This window comes from Actinomycetospora sp. 2LY8.5, from assembly GCF_057180585.1.
On sequence record NZ_JBXUHE010000023.1, the window covers coordinates 82,050 to 106,504 of the forward strand.

The 24,455-nt window shown below is 69.6% G+C and carries 22 protein-coding genes; 9 read left to right on the forward strand and 13 right to left on the reverse strand.

Annotated elements, in window-relative coordinates; all coding sequences use genetic code 11:
• Positions 1-46: 46 nt before the first annotated feature.
• Together AC2A1K_RS22200 and AC2A1K_RS22205 are read right to left on the reverse strand one after the other, a co-directional pair.
• Positions 47-1,789 (reverse strand): AMP-binding protein, encoded by a 1,743-nt coding sequence (locus AC2A1K_RS22200; RefSeq protein WP_483898505.1) that lies wholly within the window; start codon positions 1,787-1,789, stop codon positions 47-49.
• Positions 1,693-2,739, reverse strand: a complete 1,047-nt coding sequence (locus AC2A1K_RS22205; RefSeq protein ID WP_483898506.1) for an LLM class flavin-dependent oxidoreductase — start codon at positions 2,737-2,739, stop codon at positions 1,693-1,695. The genes AC2A1K_RS22200 and AC2A1K_RS22205 overlap by 97 nt, the downstream gene beginning before the upstream one ends.
• A gap of 110 nt (positions 2,740-2,849) precedes the next feature.
• On the opposite strand from AC2A1K_RS22205, the gene AC2A1K_RS22210 reads away from it, so the two are divergent.
• Together AC2A1K_RS22210 and AC2A1K_RS22215 are read left to right on the forward strand one after the other, a co-directional pair.
• On the forward strand, positions 2,850-3,647 hold the full coding sequence (locus AC2A1K_RS22210; protein ID WP_483898507.1) for an amidohydrolase family protein: 798 nt from the start codon (positions 2,850-2,852) through the stop codon (positions 3,645-3,647).
• Between the two features lie 335 nt (positions 3,648-3,982).
• Positions 3,983-4,231: a hypothetical protein gene (locus tag AC2A1K_RS22215; protein ID WP_483898508.1), complete on the forward strand. Its 249-nt coding sequence runs from the start codon at positions 3,983-3,985 to the stop codon at positions 4,229-4,231.
• A 42-nt stretch (positions 4,232-4,273) separates the two neighbouring features.
• Here the strand turns inward: AC2A1K_RS22215 and AC2A1K_RS22220 are convergent, their stop codons facing one another.
• The 10 genes from AC2A1K_RS22220 to AC2A1K_RS22265 form a co-directional block, all read right to left on the reverse strand.
• Complete coding sequence (locus AC2A1K_RS22220) at positions 4,274-5,149, reverse strand: SDR family NAD(P)-dependent oxidoreductase (protein ID WP_483898509.1); 876 nt, start codon at positions 5,147-5,149, stop codon at positions 4,274-4,276.
• Entirely contained in the window at positions 5,146-5,988 is an 843-nt protein-coding gene (locus tag AC2A1K_RS22225; RefSeq protein WP_483898510.1) for an enoyl-CoA hydratase/isomerase family protein, read from the reverse strand. Before AC2A1K_RS22225 ends, AC2A1K_RS22220 begins: the two co-directional genes overlap by 4 nt.
• Complete coding sequence (locus AC2A1K_RS22230; RefSeq protein WP_483898511.1) at positions 5,985-7,556, reverse strand: class I adenylate-forming enzyme family protein; 1,572 nt, start codon at positions 7,554-7,556, stop codon at positions 5,985-5,987. The genes AC2A1K_RS22225 and AC2A1K_RS22230 overlap by 4 nt, the downstream gene beginning before the upstream one ends.
• On the reverse strand, positions 7,553-8,668 hold the full coding sequence (locus tag AC2A1K_RS22235) for an acyl-CoA dehydrogenase family protein (RefSeq protein ID WP_483898512.1): 1,116 nt from the start codon (positions 8,666-8,668) through the stop codon (positions 7,553-7,555). Before AC2A1K_RS22235 ends, AC2A1K_RS22230 begins: the two co-directional genes overlap by 4 nt.
• On the reverse strand, positions 8,665-9,900 hold the full coding sequence (locus AC2A1K_RS22240; RefSeq protein WP_483898513.1) for an acyl-CoA dehydrogenase family protein: 1,236 nt from the start codon (positions 9,898-9,900) through the stop codon (positions 8,665-8,667). Before AC2A1K_RS22240 ends, AC2A1K_RS22235 begins: the two co-directional genes overlap by 4 nt.
• Before the next feature lie 10 nt (positions 9,901-9,910).
• Entirely contained in the window at positions 9,911-10,831 is a 921-nt protein-coding gene (locus AC2A1K_RS22245; protein WP_483898514.1) for a cyclase family protein, read from the reverse strand.
• Positions 10,828-11,808, reverse strand: a complete 981-nt coding sequence (locus tag AC2A1K_RS22250; protein WP_483898515.1) for an acyl-CoA dehydrogenase family protein — start codon at positions 11,806-11,808, stop codon at positions 10,828-10,830. The genes AC2A1K_RS22245 and AC2A1K_RS22250 overlap by 4 nt, the downstream gene beginning before the upstream one ends.
• 1 nt (position 11,809) lies before the next feature.
• Positions 11,810-12,961, reverse strand: a complete 1,152-nt coding sequence (locus AC2A1K_RS22255) for an acyl-CoA dehydrogenase family protein (protein ID WP_483898516.1) — start codon at positions 12,959-12,961, stop codon at positions 11,810-11,812.
• The gene (locus AC2A1K_RS22260) at positions 12,958-13,740 is read right to left on the reverse strand and encodes a FadR/GntR family transcriptional regulator (protein WP_483898517.1); all 783 of its coding nucleotides are present in this window, start codon (positions 13,738-13,740) and stop codon (positions 12,958-12,960) included. Before AC2A1K_RS22260 ends, AC2A1K_RS22255 begins: the two co-directional genes overlap by 4 nt.
• A gap of 63 nt (positions 13,741-13,803) precedes the next feature.
• Positions 13,804-15,048, reverse strand: a complete 1,245-nt coding sequence (locus AC2A1K_RS22265) for a cytochrome P450 (protein WP_483898518.1) — start codon at positions 15,046-15,048, stop codon at positions 13,804-13,806.
• Positions 15,049-15,505: 457 nt separating this feature from the next.
• Here AC2A1K_RS22265 and AC2A1K_RS22270 point away from each other — a divergent pair, with 457 nt between their 5' ends.
• The 6 genes from AC2A1K_RS22270 (at position 15,506) to AC2A1K_RS22295 (ending at position 21,663) form a co-directional block, all read left to right on the forward strand.
• Positions 15,506-16,870: an MFS transporter gene (locus AC2A1K_RS22270; protein WP_483898519.1), complete on the forward strand. Its 1,365-nt coding sequence runs from the start codon at positions 15,506-15,508 to the stop codon at positions 16,868-16,870.
• A 5-nt stretch (positions 16,871-16,875) separates the two neighbouring features.
• A complete protein-coding gene (locus AC2A1K_RS22275; protein WP_483898520.1) occupies positions 16,876-17,670 on the forward strand; it encodes a crotonase/enoyl-CoA hydratase family protein in 795 nt (264 codons plus the stop codon).
• Positions 17,671-17,716: 46 nt separating this feature from the next.
• Positions 17,717-19,489, forward strand: coding sequence for an NAD(P)-binding domain-containing protein (locus AC2A1K_RS22280; RefSeq protein ID WP_483898521.1), 1,773 nt, complete (start codon positions 17,717-17,719; stop codon positions 19,487-19,489).
• 94 nt (positions 19,490-19,583) lie between these two features.
• A complete protein-coding gene (locus AC2A1K_RS22285) occupies positions 19,584-20,447 on the forward strand; it encodes a TIGR03619 family F420-dependent LLM class oxidoreductase (RefSeq protein WP_483898522.1) in 864 nt (287 codons plus the stop codon).
• Positions 20,447-20,833 carry a CoA transferase gene (locus AC2A1K_RS22290; protein ID WP_483898523.1) on the forward strand — a complete coding sequence of 129 codons (387 nt, stop codon included), beginning with the start codon at positions 20,447-20,449 and terminating at the stop codon, positions 20,831-20,833. The genes AC2A1K_RS22285 and AC2A1K_RS22290 overlap by 1 nt, the downstream gene beginning before the upstream one ends.
• 230 nt (positions 20,834-21,063) lie before the next feature.
• Entirely contained in the window at positions 21,064-21,663 is a 600-nt protein-coding gene (locus tag AC2A1K_RS22295) for a hypothetical protein (RefSeq protein WP_483898524.1), read from the forward strand.
• 35 nt (positions 21,664-21,698) lie between these two features.
• On the opposite strand, the gene AC2A1K_RS22300 is transcribed toward AC2A1K_RS22295, so the two are convergent.
• Entirely contained in the window at positions 21,699-23,300 is a 1,602-nt protein-coding gene (locus AC2A1K_RS22300; protein ID WP_483898525.1) for a hypothetical protein, read from the reverse strand.
• Positions 23,301-23,534: 234 nt separating this feature from the next.
• On the opposite strand from AC2A1K_RS22300, the gene AC2A1K_RS22305 reads away from it, so the two are divergent.
• Positions 23,535-24,455, forward strand: a 921-nt coding sequence (locus AC2A1K_RS22305; RefSeq protein ID WP_483898526.1) for an IS701 family transposase, incomplete at its 3' end; no start/stop codon positions are given.

Below are 24,455 nucleotides of genomic sequence, written 5' to 3' on the forward strand. Positions count from 1 at the left end.
GTTCCGCGATGGTACACACAGCGACGCAGCTCGCGGTGATCCGCGTTCATCGTTCCGACGGAACCGTTCGAAGCCGGTCGTGCATATCCACCGTGATGCCGTCCGCGCGCAGTTCTGCCTTCCGCACCTTCTCCGACGGCGTCCGCGGAATGGACTCGACGAATCGTACGAACCGCGGCACAGCGAACGCCGGAATCTTACCGTCGCACCACTGCCACAGTTCGTCCGGCGTCACCGGTTCTCCGGCGACGACGACCGCGAGCACCTCGTCCTCGCCGGCCTCCTGCTCAGCGGGTACACCGATCACCGTGCACTCGACGACAGCGGGGTGCGCGAGGACGACCTGTTCCACCTCGTAGGAGCTGATATTCTCACCACGGCGCCGGAGGGCATCCTTGTACCGGTCGACGAAGTAGTACCAGCCCTCCTCGTCGCGGCGGAGGGCGTCGCCGGTGTGGAACCACAGATTGCGCCACGCCTCCACCGTCTTTTCCGGCATTCCGTAGTACCCCAGGCTGCAGGTCCACGGGACCTTGTACCGCACCACGAGCTCGCCGATGTCACCGACCGGCACCTCGATGTCCGTCTCCGGATCCACCAGTCTGACCTCGAAGTAGTCCGACGCCACGAGACCCGCGGCACCGGCTGGACGTTCCTCGCCGTACGGGGAAAGGATCGGGGCGCAGGTCTCCGTCAGCCCGAAGGCGTCGACGACGGTCTCGATGCCGAACCTCTCCCGGAAGGCCGTCAGGATCGAGGACGCGGTCGGGGCCGCGTACACCGACCTGAGCGGGTTGTCGGCGTCGTCGGCCCGCGCCGGCTGCTTCCAGATGAAGTCCATCATCACCCCGATCAGATTCGTCACGGTGACCTGGTTCTCCCGGAGCTGATCCACCCAGCGGCTCGCGGAGAACCTCGGACGGACGACCAGGCGCGCCCCGGCGAGCAGCGCGGGATAGGCGGCCATGAACTGCGCGTTGCCGTGGAAGAGCGGAGTCGTCGTGAGATAGGTGTCGGCCGAGGTGACGCGCTGCAGGCTCACCACCTCCTGGGCGAAGAACAGCATCTGCCCGTGCGGCATGGCGACCCCTTTGCTGGGGCCGGTCGTGCCGGAGGTGTAGAAGATCGACGCCAAGTCAGCGGGGGCGAGCTCCACGGGGTCGGCAGCGTCCGCAGCCTCGAGGTCGTCCCACGGGTGGGCGGCCCAGCCCGCACCGCGCAGGACGTCCAGGGCTGCTTCCCCTCGACCGGTGTCGATCACGAAGAAGGCCTCGACGGACGGGATCTGCTGGGCGATCTCTACGAAGCGTTCGACGTGGACGTCGTCGGTCACCACGAACCGCGCGTCGGCCAGGGCGACCTGGTGGCGCAGGAACTCACCCTCGTACGCGGTGTTGATCGGCGCCTCGACCAGGCCTCCGATACCGGTGCCGAGCCACGTGAGAACGAACCGGGACGAGTTGGCGGCCATCACCACCACGCGGTCCCCCCGCCGCGCGCCGACCGCCAGGAAGCCGCCAAGCACCCGCCGCGCCCGGTCGTAGGTGTCTCCGTAGGTGAGCTCCACCCCTTCCTCCGGGGCGATGAGGAAGGTCGCTTCCGGAGCCGTCGCGACCCGGTGCCCGAGGACGCGGGCGATCGTCCAGTCCTGAGGGTCGGCGAACACCGGGACGAGGTCGGTGTAGGTGCGCGTCATACCGTCGTGCTCCCCTCGCGGAAGGCGGGCAGGACCCGTCGTGCGAACAGATCGAGCGAGTGCAGCACCCGCTCCTGGCTCAGGCCGTACCACTGCATCCGCAGGACGACGGTGGTGATACCCATAGCCTCGATCGCCCGGAGCCGGTCGACGGCGGTCTCCGGGTCGGTGAACAGCCGGACCTCGCGGGCGTGCGCCTCGACAGCCTCTCCCCCGCCCAGGTGCTGGTAGTCGACCGAGTCGTCGGGCCGGTTGTAGCGGGCGTAGGCGCGGGTGAGCTCCTCGCGCGCCGCGGAGCCGAGCGACCACGCCCGGTCGGCGTCCTCGTCGAGCAGGATGTCGCGGCGGACGACGAGATCGCCCGGCATGCCCGCGCCGTGCTGTTCACGAGCGCGCCGGTAAATCCCGAGCAGCTCGATGAGCCGCTCCCCGGTGACGTGGGGAGGGATGATCCACGCGTCGCCGACACGGGCCGCTCTCTCGACCGCCTGCGGCCTCCCGCCCGCGCCGACCCAGATCGGCGGCCCGCCCACCTGGACCGGGAGCAGACTGAGCCGGTCGCCCTCCAGCCGGAAGTACCGGCCCTCGTGGTCGACCCGCTCGCCGGACCAGAGCCTCCGGATGAGCTCGACGCTCTCGGTGAACCGGCCGAGTCGCTCCGCCATTGGCACACCGAACGCGGCGAACTCGTTCTCGCGATAACCCATGCCGAAGCCGGCGACGACGCGGCCGCCCGAGAGGTGGTCCAGGGTCGAGAACTCCTCAGCCACCGCGACCGGGTGGCGCAGCGGCAGGATGAACATGTTCGTCCCCAGCGACATCGCGCCGGCGTACGGGGTCAGCGCGCCCAGCAGCGGCACCGGCTGCAGGGTCGGCATCCCCCCCAAGTAGTGCTGCAGCGCCCACACGGAGTCGAAGCCACTGCGGGCGGCGAGCTCCACCTGCTCCCGGAGCTGACCCACCCTGGACGCCGGCACGACCTCGGGCGGGAAGTCGTTCATGATCGCGAGACCGAACCGCAAGCCCACCGCCAGCACTCCCACCTGAAGGACCGTCCTCGTCGCAGTGAAAGAAGGTTTATCATGTGCATGTTTAACTGACCAGAGCCCGACGTGGACGCGTCTGGCCGGACGGCGACTCCCGAGGACGCTCAATGATCATCGACGCTCACACCCACGTCTGGCCCGATGAGATCGCCGAGCGAGCGCTGGCCGGCAACCGGTTGCCCGGTCTGACCGCGGTCGACGATGGGCGCGCAGGCACGCTGGTCGAACGCATGGCGCGCAACGGGATCGACCACTCCCTCGCGCTGGGCGTCGCCGGGACGGCCCGGCACGTGGACGCCACGAACCGCTTCGTGAACTCGCTGCGCGGTGACCACCTCACCCCGATCGGCACCGTGCACGTGGATCTCAGCGTGGAGGAGAATCTCGCGATCCTTCGTCGGCACGGTGTGCACGGCGTCAAGATCCACCCGCTGTTCCAAGGCTTCGGCCTCATGCACGAGCGGCTCTGGGAACTCTTCGAGGCGTTCGGCTCGGAGTTCTCCGTCATCACCCACGTCGGGGCCGGTGGCAGCAACGAGGTCAACGAGTTGAGCAACCCCACCATGATCCGGGAGATCGTCTCGACCTTCCCCGACCTGCGCCTCGTCGCCTGTCACTTCGGTGGGTACCACATGCTCGCCGAGGCCGAGGAGCAGCTGCGCGGGCTCCCCGTCGTCCTCGAGACATCGTGGCCGCCCTCCCTGGCGACCATCGCTCCCGAGATCGTGCGGCGGATCGTCAGCAAGCACGGCTCCGAACGAATCGTGTTCGGCTCCGACTGGCCGATGAGCGATCCCGCCGCGGAGGTCGCCGCGGTACACGCCCTCCGGCTCAGCGACGAGGCCGAACGCGCCGTACTGGGCGGCAATCTCGACCGTGTCATGAACCTCCGAATCGGGTCGTGATCACGAAGAGACCCGTGTCGCCGGCCCTCGCTCGCCATGGACGAGGTTCTACGGACCTCCGTCGGGCTGAGACCGGTGTATGGCGCGTTCGTCCGCTGGTCGAGCCATCCGGGTCAGCTCGCTCCTCGACCCGCGACTCCGGACTCGCCGCATGAAACTTGACCCGATCTCGCCGGCTTCGCCGACTCAAGCCCTCCAGTCCCGTTCCGGGTCTCCGCCCGGGACGGGTGGCCCTTCGGGCAGCTGACCGCCGCCTTCGCTGGTGGGAGCCTTTCGAGGTAGTCGACGGGTTCAGCGAACGTTACGGAGATCTGCTGTTCGGCAGCTACGAATGCGTGGATCGGGTGGTTCTCAACGCCTACCACTCGATGTGTCACGCGCCGGGTGGGTTCCGGACCTGGTGGCGGCGCCTGCACGAGGGCAGCGACGAGCAGCTCGACAACACCCACTTGATGCGCATGGCGGGGCGCTTCGCCCGACGGGTCCGCGGGTTCGCCCCCGTGCAGTCCGTCCCGGTGACCGAGTGCAAGCGCGGCGAGCGAGAGCATCAACTCGCCGAGGAATACCTCGCTACGTTAGTTTAGGCTAGCGCGCCGCGTGCTCTGGCGCCGGTCGTGGTCGTGGCCTCACTCGCCCGCCGTGGACGGCGCGGCGTCCAGCACCGTGCCTGCGAGGCCGACGGGGCGGTCCGCGGCGCCGAGGTCGCGCAGGGCGTCGGCGATCGACTCGACGTCCCAGGGCGCGTCGCGGGTGCGCATCTGGCCGATGCGCGGCGGCTCGAGGAGGGACAGGCCTCGTGCGTCGAGGCGGATGGTCTGGCCCGTGAGGTGCCGGGCGGCGTCGCTGAGCAGGTGGACGACGAGCGGGGCGATCCGCTCGGGCGGCGGTTCGTCGACGTGGGTGGCGTCTCGGTTGTCCCACAGCAGGGATTGGCCGGTGCGGGCGATCGGGGAGATCGCGTTGACTCGGATGCCGCTCGCGGCGGCGTCGAGTGCCCACGAGTAGGTCATGGACGCCGTGGCTCCCTTCGATGCGCCGTAGGTCCCCATTTCGGGGATGCCGAGGTGGCTGCCGGAGGTGACGTTGACGATCGACCCGTGGCCCTGCTGCCTCATGATGCGTAGGGCGTGGGTGCCGCAGAAGAGCGCGCCGACGACGTTGACCTCGACGAGCCGCCGGATGCCGGCCTCGCTCTCGTTCCAGGGCGGGACCGCGTGGAACACCCCGGCGTTGTTCACCAGGCCATCGAGCGAGCCGTAACGATCTACCGCGGTCTGTAGGAGTGTGGCGGTGTGGTCCCAGTCGGTCACCGTTCCGGTGACGCCGACGGCTCGGCCGCCGGCGTCGGTGATCTCGGTGACGGCGGAGTCGACCGCAGCGGCATCGATGTCCCCGACCGTGATCGCGGCTCCTGCCGCTGCGGCGGCGATGGCGTAGGCCCGACCGAGTCCACCCGCTCCTCCGGTGACGACGACGGAGCGACCGTCCAGGACCCCGCTCACCTGATGCTCGCGTCCGGGTCGGCGTTCCAGACCGGCGTGCGTCCCTCGGCGAACGCCTTCGGTCCCTCGACGAAGTCGGGGTGTGACCAGTGCAGGCGGATCAGTGCCCACGCCTGCTCGAGCGCCTGTGCGTAGGGTGCTTCCAGCGAGTTCCAGATCGCCTGCTGGGTCAGCGTCACGGCCTGTGGGGAGTTGGCGGCGATGGACCGTGCGATCTCCAGGGCGACGTTCAGCGCCTCGCCGCGTGGGGTCAGTTCGTCGACCAGCCCGAGCTGGTAGGCGCGCTCCGCGCCCAGCTTGAAGTCCCGACCCTGCAGACTCATCCGCAGCGCTGTACCGAGGGGCAGGCGCTTGGCCAGGCCGATGTTCTCGAGCCCGCCGACCATGCCGATGTTGACGTGGGTGTCGACGAACCGTGCGTTCTCGGCCGCCACGACGATGTCGGCGTCGACGACGAGGTGTAGCCCGCCGCCGGCGACCGTGCCGTTGACAGCTGCGATCACGGGCTTCCACACCTTGTTGTGCCGGGCGGACCAGAAGACGGTCTCGGCGAGCGGTCCGTTGGCCGAGACCGATCCCGCGTCGGCTGCGACGCCGACGTCTTGTCCCGTGCAGAAGTGCCGGTCCCCGGCGCCGGTGACCACGGCGACCCGGATGTCGCGGTCGGCCCGGACGTCCTCCCAGATCGCGCGGATCGTCGCGACCATCCCGTCGTGCCAGGCGTTGCCCCGGTCCGGACGGTCGAGGGTGATGATCGCGATCCCGTCCTCCTTCCGATACTGCACGCCATCCAGGGGTCCGTCGAGGTCGATCTCGTACCACGCGGCGGCAGTGCTCACGTTGTCTCCTCTCGTAGCCCGCTCGCGACGGGCGATCGGGCGTGCAGGGCCGCGGTACGCGATGCATGCCTATCGGGTTTGTTGTTGGGTGTCAGAGGCAGCTCCGCCGCGGTGTTCAGGCCGCGGGGGAGCTTGTAGCCCGCCAATCGAGCCCGGCCGAACTCACGCAGGTCCTCGAGGTCGATGACCGCGGTCCCGGCAGGCACCACTGTTGCCTCGACGCGCTCGCCCCAGTGCACGTCCGGTACCCCGTAGACAACGATCTGCGCCACGGCGGGATGGTCGGCGAGGACGCGTTCGACCTCGGCGGGGAAGACGTTCTCCCCACCCGAGACGATCATCTCCTTGATCCGGCCGATGACGTGCAGCCACCCATCGGTGAGCATGCCCAGGTCACCGATGTGCACGCCGTCGGGCTGGAACGTGCGCGCCGTCTCCTCTGGTTCGGCGAGGTATCCGAGCGTGCGCCAGGGGCTGTCCACGACGATCTCGCCGACCTCGCCGTCGGGGACCTCCCGTCCGGTGGGATCGACGATCAGGATCCGAACGCCGGGTAAGGGACGGCCGACCCCGTCGACGCGTCCCGCGATGAGGTCCTCGTGCTCGACCCCGGTGACGGGGCCGATCTCGGTGGCCCCGTACGCCGTGCGGATCCGGGCGCTCGGGTAGTCACGGAGCAGGGACGTGACGAGTGGTAGCGAGGCGGGGCTGGACCCGAAGGTCACCGAGCGGATGCCCTCGCGCGGGGTGGCCGCGAAGTCGGGGTGCTCGCGCAGCGCGGTGAACATCGTGGGAGCCCCGGTGAGCCGCGTCGCCCCCTCGCGGACCGCACGCAGGGCCGCCCCAGGATCGAATCGTGGCTGGATCCGGACGGTGCCACCGCCGAGGAGCCGGGACAACAGACCGACGCCCAGCGTCACGTGGAAGAACGGCGAGAAGTAGAGCTCGACGTCGCCGTGCACGTGCGGGTCGGCCCGCAGCACCGAGGTCAGCCACATCCAGGTCCCGGTGTGGTTGTAGCAGGCTCCCTTGGGCAGCCCAGTGGTGCCGCCGGTGGGGAAGACCAGGGCACGCTGGTCCCCACGGACAACGGGCAACTCGACCGGCGGGGCCGCCGAAAGCGGGACCAGCCGCCCGCGGACGCCAACGAGGCTGTCGGCCTCGGAAAGGATCAGCTGTGGTCGGGGCAGGTGCCTGACGGCCCCCGCATGGGTGGGGTCGGTGACGATGAGCACCGGCGTCAGCGGGGTCAGGAACTCCTCGGTCTCGGTGGGGCTGAGCCGGGTGTTGAGGGGCGTGACAACGATGCCGGCTCGCAGGGCGCCGAGGATGACGGCGAGATGGGCGATCGACGGTCTCATGGCGGTCGCAACCAGCTCACCCGGTCGTATCCCGCGGGCCAACAGCCCGATCGCGACCCGGCATATGAGGTCGTCGAGTTCGGCGTAGGTGAGCCGGTCGAGATCGTCGACCAGGGCGAGCATCTCGCCCCGGTGCCGGGCGTGGGCGGCGAGCCATGCCGGGAGGGTCGCGGGGAGACTGGCGGCGAGACCGGTCGCGGCGGTCACGTCCGCTCCAGGGCGAGGCGTCCGGTGCGCGCGCGGTGGTGGGCCGGACTGCCGAGCAGCGCCTGGTCGAGGCGGGCTCGTTTGAGGTAGAGGTGCATGTCGTGCTCCCAGGTGAAGCCGATCCCGCCGTGCATCTGGACCGCCTCGGCGGCGACGTGCATGTAGGCGTCCGTGGCGATCGCCTTGGTGATGGAGGCGAGCTCGCTGTCGGGCCGCTCGGCCGCGGACGCCACAGCCACCCGGCTCGCCTCAATGGCCAGGTACATGTCCGTGCACCGGTGACGCAGCGCCTGGAACGTGCCGATGGCCCGGCCGAACTGCTCCCGCTCGCGCAGGTGCGCGACGGTGAGCTCCAACGCCCGGTCGGCCCCGCCGACCGCGTCTGCTGCCACGGCGACGGCGGCCCGGTCCAGGAGCGACTGCCGGGTCCCCGCTCCGCCCCGCGGCGGCCCGACGGCGTCCTCGGGGTGCACCCGGACGGCGTCCGCGACGAGCGTGGCCAGTCGACGCGTCCGATCGACGGTCGGGACCGGTCGGACGGTCAGCCCCGGGCTGTCGACGGGGATGAGGAGGAGACTGGTGCCACCCTCGGGATGGTCCGCGGCGACCACGACTCGATCGCTGTCGGCGAGGTCCGGCACGTACCCGACCTCCCCGCTGAGCAGCCAGCTCCTGTCCGCCGCGGCGGTGGCGGTCACGCCGGTGCGCGCGAGGCCACCCTGAGCGTCGGTCAGTGCCGCGGTGATCCGGGTCGTGCCCTCGGCGAGCCCGGGCAGCAGCGCACGGTGGGCCTCCGAGGTCGAGTCGAGCAGCGCGCCGACGCCGAACACGAGCGAGCTGAACGACGCTCCCGGAGTGGCGAAGCGGCCGAGCTCCTGCAGCACCGCGACGGTCTCGGCGAAACCGAGCCCGAGTCCGCCGTGCTCCTCGGGGACTTCCACGCCCCACCAGCCGAGGCCGGCGAGCTCGGCGTCCAGCATTCTCGCCGGTCCGCCCGCGTAGGCCGCGCGGGCAGGCCCGCTGCCGAGCCTGGCCAGGTACTCCCGCACCGATCCGACCAGCTCCGCACGAAGTGCCGTCGCCTCCGCGGCGGAGTCCGTCGTGGCCGTCATCGCAGTTCCCTGGGCAGTCCGACGAGCTGGTCGGCGATCACGGTGCGGAGGATCTCGCTGGTGCCGCCGCCTACCGTCCAGGCCCACGAGCCGACGTAGTCGATCAGCCAGTCTCCGGACTCCCAGTCCGCGCCGCGGACCAGTGGCTGCTCGACCTGGGCCGCGGGACCCGACCAGCGGACCCCGGCGTCGGCGACACGCTGGAGGCACTCGCTGTACATGAGCTTGATGATCGACGCGCGTGCTCCGTTGCTCTCCGGACGCTCCAGCTCACCAAGAGCCTGCCAGCACAGCTCGCGCAGGACGGTCGTCTCGCCGACGAGCGCGCCCAGCTCGTGACGGGCGAGGTCGCCGGTGCCCTCGGCGTCGAGCACCGGGAGCCGCTCGGCGATCAGCGCGGCGAGCCGGCCGGTGGTGGTGCACAGTCGCTCGACCTGGTCCAGGGCGTGGACGCCGCGCTCGGCGGCCAGCGCCCCCTGGGAGATCCGCCAGCCGTCGTTCTCGGCGCCGACCAGGGCGTCCGGCCCGACCGCAACGTCGTCGAAGAAGATCTCGCAGAACTCGTCGTCACCGGTGCTCTGTACGATCGGACGCACCTCGACCCCGGGCGTCGAGAGGTCCACGATCAGCAGGGAGAGCCCGCGCCGTTGCGGCCGCTCCGGGTCGGTCCGGGCCAGGAGCAGGCAGAACTCCGCGTGCCGTGCATAGCTCGACCACACCTTCTGCCCGTGGATCCGGTAGCCGTCCCTCGTCGGCACGGCGGTGGTCCGCAGCGACGACAGGTCCGATCCCGCGGACGGCTCGCTGAAGCCCTGGCTCCACACCTGACCGGCGGAGATCGCGGGCAGGAAGCGCTCCTGCTGCTCGGCGGACCCGGCCGCCATCAGGGTGGCGGCGACCTGGTGCAGCGCGACCGAGCTGATCGTCACCTGTGGCGCGTCCGCGCGCGCTAGCTCCTGCGCGACGACGGCCTGTCTGATCAGCGGCAATGCCGCGCCGCCCCAGCGGTCGGGCCAGCCGGGAGCGTGCAGGCCCGCCGACCGCAGTGTCGCGAGCCAGTCGCGCTGTAGCCCGACGTAGTCCGCCTCCGACGCGCCGCGCATCCGGGCGCGCCAGTCGCGAGGGACCCGCTCGTCGATCCACTCGGCGAGGGCGCGGCGGAAGGTGCCGTCGTCCGGGAGGGCGAGCCACGACCGACGGAGGCGGACGTCCTGGTCCGTGATCGTCGACATGGAACCTCGTTCAGGCGATGGCGAAAGGATTGACGGGGCTCGCCGTGGCGCCCGTCATCGGGAGGGGGGCGAGGGCGAACAGGAACTCGTGGCGGTCCGCCGCGGCCAGTTCCTCCACCCAGACGTGCTCCAGCAGGTGGATCCCCCGTCGGACCAGCAGCTCGACGTGCGCACCGAGGAACTCGCCCCCGTCGAACGGCATCGCCTCGACGGCCGTGTTGTCCGCACCGACGAGGGCGACGTCGGCCTCGCCGAAGAGCCTCGCGGCCGACAGCCCGATGCCCGGCTGCTCCGGTGCGACCGATCCTGCGCCGTCGACGAAGCCCTTCAGCCAGCCGGTGCGCACGAGCACCGCGTCGCCGGGGAGCAGCGGGGTGTCCTGGCGCACCAGGATCGACTCGATCTCCGCGGCATCGATCACCTCACCCGGCGCCAGCCGGTCGATCCCCCGGTGGCCCGCGACGTCGACCAGGATCCCGCGCGTCACGACCGGTCCGATCCCCTCGACCCCGCACCGCGGGGCGCCGCCCAGTGAGGTGTGCTCGTCGGCCGGGAAACCGTTGTAGATCCGACCCTCGGAGTAGATGTGGCTCAGAGCGTCGACGTGGGTGGCGGTGTGCGACCCGAGCATGAGGACGTCCTCGACGCTGCCCCTCCCCGGTGTCCCCCCGAACTCCACCAGCATGGCCTCGTCGGTGCGGCTGTTCAGTGTGAGCCGCTGCGGGGTCGGCCGGTAGGAGACGTTCGGCACGTGCGCGTCCCGGCCGATCGGGATCCCGAGCGAGAACACCTGTCCCGACCGGCACAGGCGGAGAGCGGCGAGCACGGCCGCGGGACCGACCAGGTTGAGGGTCCCTCGTTCGTCGTCGCCCCCCCACCGGCCCCAGTTGTCCGCGCGCACGGTCTCATCGGCCGTCCCGGTGCTGCTCATGATCTTGTCTCCTCCTCGGTCGCCGACCGTCCTCGTCGTGGCACCGCGTCTCGCGCAGCGTGCTGCTTCGGCCACCGCGCGAGCGCCAGCCCCACTGCCTGTTGGTCGGCCCCGCCGCACTCGGCGCGCAGCGCGGTCAACCGGGTCGTGGCGAGCTGCAGGTCGTACTCACGCGTCAGGCCGATGGCGCCGGAGAGCTGGTGGGTCTCCCGGACGACGTCCGCCGCGGCGAGCGCCGCGGTGGTCACCGCCGACGCGGCGGCGGCCGCCGGGGCGTCGTGGAACGCGGCGTGGCGGGTCACCCAGCGCGCGCCCTCGATGCTGATGTGCAGCTCGGCGAGCCGGTGGCGCAGCGCCTGGAAGGCCGAGAGCGGCCTGCCGAACTGGCGACGGTCCGACAGGTGCCGTGCGGTCAGGTCCAGGGCCGTGGTCATGGCGCCGACCATCTCGGCGGCCAGGGCCACCTGCCACCACGCCGTGAACCTGGCCGCGGGGACGGCGAGCCGAGCCCGCACGCCGCCACGGACGGTCGCCAGCGGCACGCCTACGGCCGAGGGGACCGACACGACGTCCGCCGTCGCGGGGTCGAGGGTGTAGACACCGGCACCGTCGTGCCCGATCACCAGCTCGGCCTGCGCGCCGTAGCGGAGCGGCACCGACTCGTCGGGACCCTGGAGGGCGACGACGAGGGGAAGCGGGCCGCCGAGCACGGCCGGGGCGACCACGGCCCTGGCCCCGATCGCCGCACAGCCGGCCTGCGCGCTCGTGAGCTCGGTCACCAGGACGGACTCGAGGGGCCCCGCGCCCTCGAGGGCGAGGTCGCAGAAGCCCGCGTCGACCATCGCGTCGAGGAGGGCGTCGTCGTGGGTCTCCTTGCCGTGCACCTCGCGTGCGCGTGCCGCGCCCGCATGCCGGTCGAGGAGGGTGCGCACGGCGGAGAGCAGCTCCCGCTGGTCCGGGTCGAGGGAGAAGTCCACGTCAACGCCTCCCCGACGGGAGGCCGAGGCCTTGCCCGGCGATCAGGTTGAGCTGCACCTCGTAGGTGCCGGACGCGATCCCGGAGACCAGCCCGTTGAGCTGCTGCCGCTCGGCGACCGACCCGGAGACCAGCCCGTGCGACCCCATCACCTCCTGGGCGACCTCGCCCACCGTGCGTTCGGCGCGCACCATCGCGGCACGGGCGACGTTCGCGTTCGCGCTGTGGACGCCCTTCTCCCGTTCGTCGATCGCGAGGTAGGTGAGCAGGCGGGCCGCATCGCACGCGGCCTGCCCTCGACCGAGCGCGGCGAGGACCCGCGGGTCGTCGCCGAGCCCCTGGGCGGCCGACCATGCGGCCAGGCGGTCGAGCTCGACCTGGGCGGAGGCGTACCGCGGGGATCCCACCCGTTCGTAGTCCAACCCGCGACGGACGAGTTCCCAGCCGCAGTTCTGCTCGCCGAGGCGGGCGGAGACCGGGACCCGGACGTCGGTGAGGAACAGTTCGTGGAACTGGTGTGGGCCCGCGACGCTCGGGATCTCGCGCACGTCGATGCCCGGGGTGTCCATCGCCGTGAGGAGGATGGTGATGCCCCGCCCGCCGGGCCCCTGGTCCGGGCCCGTTCGCACGAGGAGGAAGCAGAACTCCGCGACGTGCGCGTAGGAGGTCCAGATCTTTTGACCGTTCACGACGTAGTGATCGCCGTCGAGGACCGCTGTGGTCGTGAGCGACGCCAGGTCCGTGCCGGCTCCGGGCTCGGAGAAGCCTTGACACCAGATGACCGATCCCTCGCGGATCCGGTCCAGGTGCTCCCGGCGCTGGCTCTCGGTACCGGCCATCATCAACAGCGGGGCCACCCAGTTGACGTTCATGTACTGCGGACCGCGCGGCTCTCCGCGCGCCCACAGCTCTTCGCCGAGGATGATGTGGTGCCACGAGTCGTCCTGACCGCCGAACTCCTTCGGCCAGTGCGGAGCGAGCCAGCCACGCTGGGCGAGTCCACGCACGAAGTCGCGGGACCGCGCGAGCCCTTCCTCCGAAGCGATGTCGCGCAGGTCGGATCGTGCGTCGTCGCCGATTGCCCCGGTCGTGTCCGCGTAGGCCCCCAGCTCGCGCCGGAACGTCTCCTGTTCGGTGGTCCAGTCGAATCTCATCGGGGTCCGTCCGTCGGGTCGGGGTCGGGCGGGCCGCCCAGGAAGTCGCGGATCGCGAGCAGGTGTCGCCGCATGCGGTGCACCGCCAGGGAGACGTCGCCGGCGGTGATCGCCTCGACGATCGCGTCGTGCGCGCGATGGGACTCTGCGGCGGCGATGCCGTGGTCGAGGGGGTACCGGTCCTCGGAGTAGGTCATGGACTCGTCGAGCTGACCCAACAGGCGCATGAAGAGCGTCATGACCGGATTGCCGCACAGCTCGGCGATGACGACGTGCAGATCGTGGGTGTGTCCGAGGCGGACGGCGTCGGCTCCGAGCTCCTCCTCGACCTTGAGCGCCTCGCGCAGACGCTGCACGCCGTCCTCATCGATCCGCTCGGCGGTCGCGGCGACGGCCGCCAGCTCGAGCGACATCCTCGGCTGATGGAGGTCCTCGCGTCGGGTGTGTTGCGAGCGGAGGTACACCGCGATGGAGCGCTGCACCGCCGACGGGTCGGGTTCGGCCACGATCAACCCGCCCCCCGGCCCGCGCCGCATCTTGGCCACGTTGTGGTGCTCGACGATCCGGACGGCCTCCCGGAGGACACCCCGGCTGACGCCGTAGCGTCCGGCCAGGTCGCTCTCCGAGCCGAGGAGCTCTCCGACGGGCAGGCCCATGGTGAAGACGTCGTCCTCGATCTGGGCCGCGACCCGCTCGGCCAACGGAGCGTTGGCCGGGAGCGCGATGGTTGCTCGGGGGTCCTCAGGAGTGTCCGAGGGGCTCGAGGATGACGGGGTCATAGTGTCTCTCTCCGACTGCGAGCAGGAGATCGTCGTGTCGAGCCGATCACGACGTCGAGCCGATCACGACAAGGCTGGCACTCGACGGGCTCGGAAAGCCAAGGGGAGTGATGTCGGACCGCCCATCCCGCCGGTATACCGATGGAAGGTCGGTTCGGCGGTCTCGCTGACGTCGGTGATCATGCGGGTCAGGGCGACGACGCCAGCCTCGAGGTCGGCGCGGGCGAGCGTCCGTCCGATGCAGGCGTGCGCCCCTTTGCCGAACGGCAGGCGGGTGGCGAGGTCGGCCTCGCTGCGGTGGAGGTCGAAGGAGTCGGGGTTCGGGAACCGTACCGGGTCGCGGTTGAGGGCGAACCAGTTGAAGCGCACCACGGTCCCGGGCGGGAGGACTAACCCGTCGACGGACACACCGTCGCCCACCACCTTGCGGGTCGTGAGCTGGACGACCGGATGCAGCCGCATGCCCTCGTCGACGGCCGCCGGTACGAGGTCGGGTCGCTCCGCGAGCGTCTCCCAACACCCGGCCTGCAGGACGGCGTGCACGATCGCGGCGAGCTGGTACCTGGTGGTGTCGTGTCCGGCGAAGAGCAGGTTCGCCACGCTCCACACCAGCTCGGCATCGCTCAGGGTTCCCGACTGCTCGTGCACGGCGACGAGGTTGCTGATGAAGTCGTCCTCGGGATGGGCGGCGCGGCGCGCGACGATGTCGCGCGAGTAGTCGTACATCGTGTTCATGGCGGACTCGAGTGCCTCGGCACCCGGTTCGAACGGACGCCCGTTGATCTTCGCCATCTCGAGCGTCGCGTGCTCGACGAGGGGGATGTCCTCGCGCGGCACGCCGATGAGCCGACACAGGATCTCGATCGAGTATCGGTGGGAGAAGTCGCTGACCAGGTCACACCGACCGAGGTCTCGCCAGCTCTCGCAGAGCTCCTCTGCGAGGGCGGAGTACCAGTCGAGGTGTGCGTCGACCCGGCGGCGGGAGAACGCCGCCACCATGATCCGCCGGACCCTCCGGTGACGCTCAGGATCGAACGTGAGCAGGTGGCCGTGGGTCATGAAATCGGTGGTCTTCGGCCCGGCGCCAGGTAGGTCGACGTGCACGCTGGTCAGCCGGTCGTCGGTGACGAGGCGGACGAAGGTGGCGTAATCGAGGACCTCGACGCCGCGATCGCTGACGGCGAGGGCGCCTCCTGCTCGTCGGACCCTCCGGATCTCGGCCCACGGATCGGTGGCCCAACCCTCGGAGAAGAGATCGAGACGAGGAAGTCCGTCGAACGCCGCAGGGCCTGTGGAGGCGCCGGTCATGGTGCTGCTCCCTCGTCGTCGACAGGTGGCTCGAGCGGTGGGCGTCATCGCCGACCGCCGTCACCGCACGCTACACGCCGAGCGCGGTTCCTCATAAGGATTTCTCGCTTAGGGCTCGCTCAGGAGTGCTACCACGCCCCTGAGCAGGACCTCACTCGCTACCCTTCCCAGAGACCGGGCGTATTGCTTATGCTCATCACGGCTCGCCGCCTGAGGGCTGGGTGCGCATCTCCGTCCCGGGGCGCTGCCTTGAACGGCGGGCCGAGGCGGAGAGCGTCAGCCGGCTCCGCATGGCCGACGCTGTACCGCTTCGCTCAGGGCACCATCCCGCCGTCGCCCTGGGCACCGTTCCGCCCGACGCGCGAGACCGGGTTCTCCGGCCTCTCGCCGAGCAGGTCGTTCCCGCGTTCGTCTGAGCTGGACCCGGCCCGCTCCCTTAGGAGAGGAATGTGCCGCCATGGTCGCGGTTCCGTCGTCGGTCCCGCCGGGGCCCGGAGCCCCCGCGCCGCGCCGGGTCATCGTGGCGGGGACCGTGGGTGGGGCGCTGGAGTTCTACGACTTCAGCATCTACGCCTCCACGGCCGCCCTGGTGTTCGGTGAGCTGTTCTTCCCGTCCGGGGATCAGCTCGTCGGGACCCTGGCCGCGTTCGCCACCTTCGGCATCGGCTTCTTCGCGCGCCCGGTCGGAGCGGTGGTGTTCGCCCACTTCGGCGACCGGGTGGGCCGCACCCGGATGCTCCAGATCAGCCTGATGTTGATGGGGGTGACCACAGTCCTGATCGGGTGTCTTCCCACCTACGAGCAGGTCGGTGTGCTCGCGCCGGTCCTGCTGGTCGTGATGCGGTTGCTGCAAGGTGCATCGGTGGGCGGTGAGCAGGGCGGGGCGGTCATCACGCTGCTGGAGTACGCGCGAGAGGGCACCCGAGCGCGTACCGCGGCCTGGGCCACCGCTGGCGGCGCCATCGGTGTCGTCCTCGGATCGGTTGTCTTCGCGCTGGTCACCGCGCTCCTGACCGATGAGCAGTTCGTTCAGTGGGGGTGGCGGCTGCCGTTCTTGTTGAGCATCGTGCTCGTCGCCCTGGGCCTGTGGGTCCGCGCGGCGATCGGGGAGACGCCCGTGTTCCGTGCGGCGGTCGAGGCCGGCGGTCGGCGTGAACGGGTGCCTGTTCGCACGGTGCTGCGCGACCACCGAGCGCTGACCCTCCGAGGCATAGTGCTGGCGGGGGTTTACCTCGCCTGGAACTACACACCCGCGGCCTTCTCCGTGACCTATCTGACCCAGCACGTGCACGTGCAGGCGGACGTCACCTTCGTCGGTCTCGCGATCTTCTCCCTGCTCCAACTGCCGTTGATTCTGCTCGCCGGTGTGCTCGCGGACCGCATCGGACGCAGACCGGTGGTACTCGCGGGATTCGTCGCTGTCGTCGTCTGTGTCGGCCCCTTCTTCGTTCTGCTGAGCAGCGGCGTCACGGGCCTGGTGTACCTGGCGATGGCATTGTCGGCCGTACCCACGGCGTTGATCTCCGGAGCGCTCGCGCCCTGGCTGGCCGAGCTCTTCCCCGCGAACATCCGCTACTCGGGTCAGGCCACCGCTTACCAGCTCGGCGCGATGATCGGTGGCGGGACAGCGCCGTTCCTCGCGACGGCCCTGCTGGGCTGGTCGGGATCGTCATGGTCGATCTCCGCCTACCTCGTCGGTCTCATGGTGCTGGGTTTCCTGGTCGCCCGCGGGATGCCGCCGGCCCCGCACAACATCGAGGCGACCGAGTCGCACGCTCTCGGCGCTGATGACCACCAGTCACTCCATTCGAAGGGAGCGTGACCACCGTGGAACGCGTCACCTGCCACATCGACCACGGAATCGCGGACGTGCGCCTGAACCGCCCCGAGAGCCTCAACGCCATTGACCCGGACATGTTCGCGGCCCTCCGGGACGTGGGTGACTCCCTGAAGGGGCGGAACGGGCTGCGCGCGGTCGTCCTGTCCGGTGAGGGCCGCGCGTTCTGCGCCGGGCTGGACATGTCGAGCTTCCAGACGATGCTCGACGGCGGCTACGGCCCGGCGTTCGATCGCCCGGAGGGTCGAGTCGACAACGGCGTACAGCATTCGGCGATGGTGTGGTCCGAACTGGACGTTCCGGTCCTCGCCGCCCTGCACGGAGCCGCGCTCGGCGGGGGGATGCAGGTCGCCCTCGGGGCGGACATCCGAATCGTCACCCCCGATGCCAAGCTCGGCCTCCTGGAAGTCGCTTGGGGGGTCGTCCCCGACATGGGCGGCACCTACCTGCTGCCTCGCCTGATCGGTGTCGAGCGCGCCAAGGAGCTGGTGTGGAGCGCTCGCATCGTCTCCGGTGAGCAGGCCGTCGGGCTCGGATTGGCCCTGGAGTCCAGCCTCGACCCCCTCACACGGGCGATGGAGCTCGCGACCCGTTACGCGGCGCTGAGCCCCTCGGCGGTCAAGGCTTCCAAGCGGCTGTTCGACATCGCGGCGAACCGCTCGTACGCCGAACAGCTCCGGGCCGAGGAGAACGAGATCTCCGCACTGATCGGCAGCCCCGAGCACGTCGAGGCGGTCACCGCTCGCTCGGCGAAGCGTGAGCCGGACTTCTCCGCATGGGCGTGACCTGCTCGTGCGTCCACAATCACGATGGTCGAAGGAGTCGACAACCATGACGGCCGTGACGGAGAGCGCCACGAACAACGCCGCTTCGAACGAGAGAATTCGGGCCGGTCTGGAGCACTGGCTGCACCGCCTGAGCACCGGTTTTCGCCGCAGAGACGCCGAGGAGATCGAGCGACTCTTCTCCGACGGTGCGATCCTGAGAGAACTGCTGGTGCTCTCGTGGGAGTTCCGCAACTTCACCGGCGCCTCCTCGATCGCTGCGGAACTCGCGCGGAACCACGGGCGGAAGCTGGCGACAGACTTCTGCCTTCGTTCGCCCGGCGTCGTCGGATTCGAGGAGACGCCCGACGGCGGCCGTGTGAGTGCCTTCATCAAGTTCGAGACCCAGATCGGCGCCGGGGAAGGTTTCCTCACGCTCTCGCAAGGCGACGACGGAGCACTGAGCGCCGACTCCCTCGTGCTGCAGCTGAACTCTCTACGGGATTTCCCCGAAGCGGCCGGGTCGCATCGGCGCTCCGGCCGTACGCACGGGGCATCTCGGGAGCGCGTCATGTCCCCGGAGTCTCCGGCAGACCGGTTCCAGGACGAGGACCCGACTGTCGTGGTGATCGGCGGCGGCCACAGCGGGTTGCTGATGGGGGCCCGGCTCACGCGTCTCGGCGTGCCGACACTCATTCTTGAGCGAAACGATCGCGTGGGTGACAACTGGCGCAAGCGATACAGCGGCTTGGCCCTGCACGACCCCGTGGAGACCGACTCCCTGCCGTTCATGCCGTTGCCGGACTCGTGGCCGCGGTGGCAGACTAAGGACAACTTCGCGAATTATCTCGAATCCTACGCGACGATGCTTGAGATCCCGGTGTGGACCGGTGTCGAGGTCACATCCGTGGAGGACAACGGTTCGGACGGGGCGTGGACGGTCGAGGTCCGAGGAAACGACGGCACCGTCCGCAAGCTGCGACCCAGGCATGTCGTGCTCGCGACCGGACGCAACGATCTGCCACGGATGCCCGACGTCCCCGGGATCGAGGGTTTCGGTGGGAGTGTCCTGCACAGCAGTCAGTTCCGCGGTGGCGACGGCTGGGGCGGCAGGCGTGCAGTCGTGGTCGGCGCCGGTACGAGCGGCCACGACGCGGCGCAGGAACTGTGGGAGAGCGGCGCCGAGGTCACGATGGTGCAGCGCTCGGCAACCCTGGTCATCGACATAAAGACGCTCGAGAAGGCGTTCCACGCACCGTGGAAGAAACAGCGCACCGAGGATGCCGATCTGATGTCGGCCGCGATCCCGTTCGGGTTGCAGCCCGATTTGTTGGGGCCCGCGATGGCAGCGAGCATGAGGGAGATGGACGAGGATCTCCACCGGTCCTTGCAGGCAGTCGGCTTCGAGCTGGAGTGGGGTCCGGACGAGCAAGGCCTTCTCGGCCTGCTCTTCAAGCTCAACAAGTTCAGCTACTACTACAACGTCGGCGCGAGCGACCTGATCGCCGACGGATCGATCGCGATCCGTAAAGGGAACATCGTTGGGTTCAAGCAGGGGGAAGTAGAACTCGAGGACGGCAGCGAGCTCCCAGCCGATCTCGTCGTGTTCGCCACCGGCTACGAGTCGCCCCGGGAAGCAAGCAGGCGGCTCATCGGAGACGTCGCGGACGAGCTGGACGAGATCGGCGTGGTCGGGAGCGACCGGGAGATCGCTGGAGAATGGCGGCACTCCGGGAAGGACGGGTTGTGGTTCGCCACATCCTCTGGGGTGCTCTTCAGTCGCTTCTACTCCAAATTCCTCGCACTCAGGATCAAGGCGATCGAGGAAGGCCTGGCGTGAGCACCGAGGTCACGCGGCCCTCGCCGATCACGAGAATGCCCGCCACCGTGTACGACGAGATCGAACGCGCCTGTCGCTCGCCCGAGGAGGACCGGTGAAGGTCTACGTCATCACCACGTTTCTCGAACCCGAGCATTACGTTGAATGTGCCCGAGTGGCCGAGGCGGAGGGCTATTACGGCTGCACCGTCGCCGATCACGTCATGTATCCGATGAATCTCGCCTCGACGTATCCCTACCTGGGAAGCTGGGGCCCCGAGGCGCCGTTTCCCGACCCCATGGTGACAATCACGGCGATGGGGGCAGCGACCACGACCCTGCAGTTCGTCACGGCGATCTACCTGCTGTCGGCGCGCCCGCCCGTCATCACGGCGAAGGCCGTGGCCAGCGCGGCCATCTACACTGATTATCGAGTCCAGCTCGGCGTCGGCGCCGGGTGGATGGCCGAGGAGCACGACTACACCGGGCAGGACTTCGCCACGCGTGGTCGGCGGATGGACGAGATCCTCGAGCTCCTGCCGAAGATCTGGTCCGGCGCGTCGGTGGAGCACCGTGGTGAGTTCTTCGACTACGCACCGTTCGTCGTGCCGCCTGCCCCGAAGGGCCCCATCCCGCTGTTCGGAGGAGGCGAGGCGCCCGCGGCCCTTCGACGCGCCGCGAGGCTGGACGGTTACGTCGGCGCCGACTACTACGACCTCGACACCGCGCTCATCAAGGTCGCTGCAGTGCAGGAGGCACGCCGGGCGGCCGGGACCGATGCGCGCGACGACTACGAGATCCTGATCGGCTTAGACCACCCGCCGACCCGCGACGACGTCAAGCGTCTGGAGGAGGTCGGTGTGACCGCCGTCTGGGCCTCGCCCTGGCAGGCCCGGGGCCCGTCGATGTCCGACCCGGGCATCGTGGCGATCCGCGACTCCCTCCGGCGCTACGCGGACGACGTCGTCCGCGCAGTCTGATGCGAGGCGGAGGAGGCGACGGTGGTGGGCTCGATGTGGCCGGAGCCGGCCTCGAGGTCGTCGGTGACGATCGGCTCGGCGAACACGCAGAGGCTGGCCGGGGCGGGGATGTCCCTCGGGGCGCAGGGGTGGACCGGGAGGGTCGCCGCCGGGCTTACGCGGCTCCACCAATCGCGCCGCAGATATGGCACGCCCACCACATCACCGGAGAGATGACCGTGATGTCGATCATCGCCGCTTTGGTCCACCGGCCGCGCAGTGGCCGAGGGCAGCAGGTCTCCACCAATGTCCACCAGGCCGTCTCGGTCAACACCGAAACCGACGTGCCCGACTGGACCTTCCTCCGCCAACCCACATCGCCGCACCTTTCGTCACTCTACGACTAACCCGACTCGATTTGAATCTCCTGCGATTTCCCACACCAAAGACGGCCGCTGGCTCTACCCCTGGCTGCTCGTCGGAGCGATCGGATTCCCCGACGCTGTGGAAACCATCCCCATGTTGAGGCGGTATGGGATGGAGGCCGACCTGACGGAGGACGACCGGTCTACCGGCGCGGCATTCCGCACCACGCAGACTGGTCGCCTGCGAATTGCGGATGCGATCGACGAAACTGGTGGGCACCATCATGTTCGACCGTGATCTGTGGCGGGAGGCCCAGGCCGAGGGACTCCCCTGGGCGCCGGTCCACCGTCCCGAAAAAAACACCTTCGACGAGAACTGGCGAGCCAGGGAGACCTTTATTGACGTCTACCACGCCGAGCTGGACCAGGCCTTCACCTACGTAGGCGCCAAGTGGTATGCCCCCGAGCTGTCATGGCGTACCCGGCCACGTCCCCGGCTCCGGGGCGAACACACCGCCCAAGTCATTGAGGAGTGGGTCAAGCCGGTGACTGCGTCCTCGTCCGCGACCGTGGTGCCATATGGGCCGGGTGCAATTCCTGGAGCGGCGGCAAGCGAAGCAGGCTGTCGGGCCGGCGGTGCCGATGAGTCCATTCGGGCTTCCGTTCGCGTTCTCCGCTGTCAGGGTGGTGGACCTCAGCTGACAGCTAGCGAGCGTGGGGCTGGTCGGTTCGTAGCCGCGCTCGGCGCCGAGGTGATCAAGGTCGAGCACGAGTCCCGGTGGAACGGCATGCGGTTCGCACCGATCGCCAGAGTGCCAGAGGGCGGCGGCGCTGCCAGAGACAGTGCGACCGAGCCTCTAGCCAGGCTATGACGGCGAAAGCCGTGAAGATCGAGTTGAGTTCGTGGTCATGCGGCGAGTTCGGCCTCCTGGGTGAAGTGCTCGAGGGCGTGCTGGTAGTGGCGTGCGGCGCTGCGCAGCTTGCTGGCGACCGGGGGGTCGGGGTCGGTGAGCTGGGCCAGGCCGGGCTGGAGGAGTCGGGTCTGGATGTGGGTGAGCAGCGTGGCGTGGTGTAGGCCGGTGTCGCTGACGCGGTAGCGGTGGCTGCCGGGGATGCGGGTGATCAGTCCGTGGGCCCGTAGCCGGCCGAGGTCGTAGGTCATCTGGCCGGGGGTGACCTCGGCCCAGCCGAGGAGCTCGGCGAGCAAGGTCCGCAGGTCGCGGTTGCGGAACCCGCGCGGCAGGAGCCGGAACACCAGCAGCGCCTGCAGCAGGGCCTGGGCGCGCTGGTCGCCGAGGCGTAGCCCGGCGATGCGGTGGCCGCGCTCGGTGATGACGGGGTCGTGGACGGCGGTGAAGGCTTCTGCGGCGCGGATCGGGTTGTGGCTGAGTCGTTGGGCGCCGAGCAGGCGCTGGTTGGCGGAGAAGCCGACCTCCCGCAGCGCGGGCAGGTTGGTCAGTCGCTTCCCGATCCCGAAGTCGCGGGGGTCGTTGATCGTGGTCTCGGTCCGTAGGGCGCGTCCCTCCTTGTGGTACTGCTTGATCGCGGTGTGCTTGTAGTCGATGTGCAGGCTCGGCGTGACACCCTCGGTGATCACTCGGGTGCGGAAGCGTCCTGGGGTGTCGCGGCGGACGCGACGGGCGAACACCAGCGAGACGTGGTCCGGGCGGCCCAGGTCGAGGTTGTCGCGGATGACCTGTTCGAAGAACACACGCCCGGACACCGGGCGGTCCAGCACCTGGGTCAGGGAGAACTCGGCCTGCCAGACCGCGATGTCGTACCGGTAGCCGGCGGCTCGATCGGCGGCGGTGAACGGGTGGGGCAGGATCGCCAGCCACTTGCGCAGCAGCGCATCGATCTGGGCGGGGCCGAACCGATCGCAGATCGCCTGCAACGCGGCCGGGTCGGCGCAGGTGGCGAACCCGTTGTCCAGCGCGGTGAACGCGATCCCGGCCTTCGCGGCCTGGCGCTTGGCCCACTCGTGGCCGTTGAGGCACAGCTTGGCGTTGTAGGGGAAGTAGGAGCAGAACTTCAAGAAGAACGGGCCGAAGTCAGAGTCCACGGCGTAGACGTAGAACTGGTTGACCACCCCGGTGGTCTTCACGATCCACGGGTAGGCGTCGCCGTGGACGTCACGGCGACGCTCGGTGCGGAACAACGTGGTCTTTTCCTGGGCCCGGCCGATGAACAGCACCCCCTCGTCGCCGCTGAACCGGGAAAGATGCTCGTGCATGACGTCGTCCTTGCGCTGCCCCTTGGCGAAGTCCACCCACGGCACCTGCTGGTCGCGGGCGAAGCGGCGCACCGCGTCGACGAACCGATCAGTGACCTTCGACAGCGGAGCGGTCGAGGCGATCGGCAGTTCAAGCTGGCGTTGGATGTAGCCCAGCAGCCCGCCGGCGTGCTGCAGGTGGGGTACGTAGACATTGCAGTACATCCGGTCCACGCACTCCAGTTCGAACAGCACATGATCAGCAAGGACGTCGGCGACACTGCGCGGTAGCGTCATCGTGGGCTCCGGTCAGGCGGGCGGCTCACTCGAGCCAACCACCGCCGAAGCGCGGCCCATAACCGTCCTGCCCAGGACGTTCTGCCCGCCCGGCCGGAGCCCGCTGACCAGCCCAAACCACGGCATGCCTGGTCGGGCTGGGGCGAAGCCCCGGTAGTACTACAGCCGGATTTTGATGCTGAGGTGCGGCGTGTCGGCTTGGTGTGAGCCTCTGGATGAGATCTTGTCTGGTGGGTGAGCGATGATGTCGGCGTGGCCGAGGTCGAGGCGTGGGCCGGGCAGTTCTCGCAGGTCGAGGCGCTGCTGTGGCCGCGATTCGGGCGCCGGGAACCGCGAGCTCGAGCGGTGGGCTATGTCCAGTCGTTGATGGCGCCGTTGGAGCGCAAGAACGGCTGGACGATCTCCGAGGCCACCGGGGCGCGCTCGCCGGACTCGGTGCAGTGGCTGCTCACCGGCGCGGACTGGGACTCGGAGCTGCTGCGCGACGATCTACGGCGCTGGGTCGCCGAGGAGCTCGGAGATCCGGGTGGGGTGCTGGTGGTCGATGACACGGGGTTCCTGAAGAAGGGCACCAAGTCCGCGGGGGTGCAGCGCCAGTACACCGGCACCGCCGGTCGGATCGAGAACTGCCAGCTCGGGGTGTTCCTGGCCTATGCCACCCCGGCCGGGCGCACGCTGCTCGACCGCGAGCTCTACCTACCGAAGTCCTGGACCGACGATCGCGAACGCTGCCGCGAGGCCGGCATCCCCGACGATCGCTGCGGCGAGGTCGGGTTCGCGACCAAACCCGAGCTGGCCGAGACGATGCTGCACCGCGCCCTGGACGCGGGCGTGCCCGCGGCGTGGGTGACCGGCGACGAGGCCTACGGCCAGGTCAGCGCCCTGCGCCGCAGGCTCGACGAGCGCGGGATGTCCTACGTGCTCGCCGTCGCCTCGAACCAGCGGGTCCACCCCGTCACCGGCGGTGAAGGTCGCATCGACGACGCCGTGGCCGCGCTGGATGCTCGGTGCTGGACCGCGATCACCGTCGGGAGCCTGTCAATCTGTCTGTGTAAGTTGATCTGTCGGTGGTCAGGTGAGGTAGGGGCCGATGCGGTCGGGGTAGGCCAGCGCGAGGGCGCCGAGGGCTGGTTTCCAGCCTTGGACGACGCCGCC

Coding starts and splice junctions, on each gene's coding strand:
- AC2A1K_RS22210 (WP_483898507.1), top strand. CDS start 2,850: ATGATCATCGACGCTCACACCCACGTCTGGCCCGATGAGATCGCCGAG.
- AC2A1K_RS22235 (WP_483898512.1), bottom strand. CDS start 8,668: ATGACGGCCACGACGGACTCCGCCGCGGAGGCGACGGCACTTCGTGCG.
- AC2A1K_RS22240 (WP_483898513.1), bottom strand. CDS start 9,900: ATGTCGACGATCACGGACCAGGACGTCCGCCTCCGTCGGTCGTGGCTC.
- AC2A1K_RS22245 (WP_483898514.1), bottom strand. CDS start 10,831: ATGAGCAGCACCGGGACGGCCGATGAGACCGTGCGCGCGGACAACTGG.
- AC2A1K_RS22255 (WP_483898516.1), bottom strand. CDS start 12,961: ATGAGATTCGACTGGACCACCGAACAGGAGACGTTCCGGCGCGAGCTG.
- AC2A1K_RS22260 (WP_483898517.1), bottom strand. CDS start 13,740: ATGACCCCGTCATCCTCGAGCCCCTCGGACACTCCTGAGGACCCCCGA.
- AC2A1K_RS22265 (WP_483898518.1), bottom strand. CDS start 15,048: ATGACCGGCGCCTCCACAGGCCCTGCGGCGTTCGACGGACTTCCTCGT.
- AC2A1K_RS22270 (WP_483898519.1), top strand. CDS start 15,506: ATGGTCGCGGTTCCGTCGTCGGTCCCGCCGGGGCCCGGAGCCCCCGCG.
- AC2A1K_RS22280 (WP_483898521.1), top strand. CDS start 17,717: ATGACGGCCGTGACGGAGAGCGCCACGAACAACGCCGCTTCGAACGAG.
- AC2A1K_RS22290 (WP_483898523.1), top strand. CDS start 20,447: ATGCGAGGCGGAGGAGGCGACGGTGGTGGGCTCGATGTGGCCGGAGCC.
- AC2A1K_RS22300 (WP_483898525.1), bottom strand. CDS start 23,300: ATGACGCTACCGCGCAGTGTCGCCGACGTCCTTGCTGATCATGTGCTG.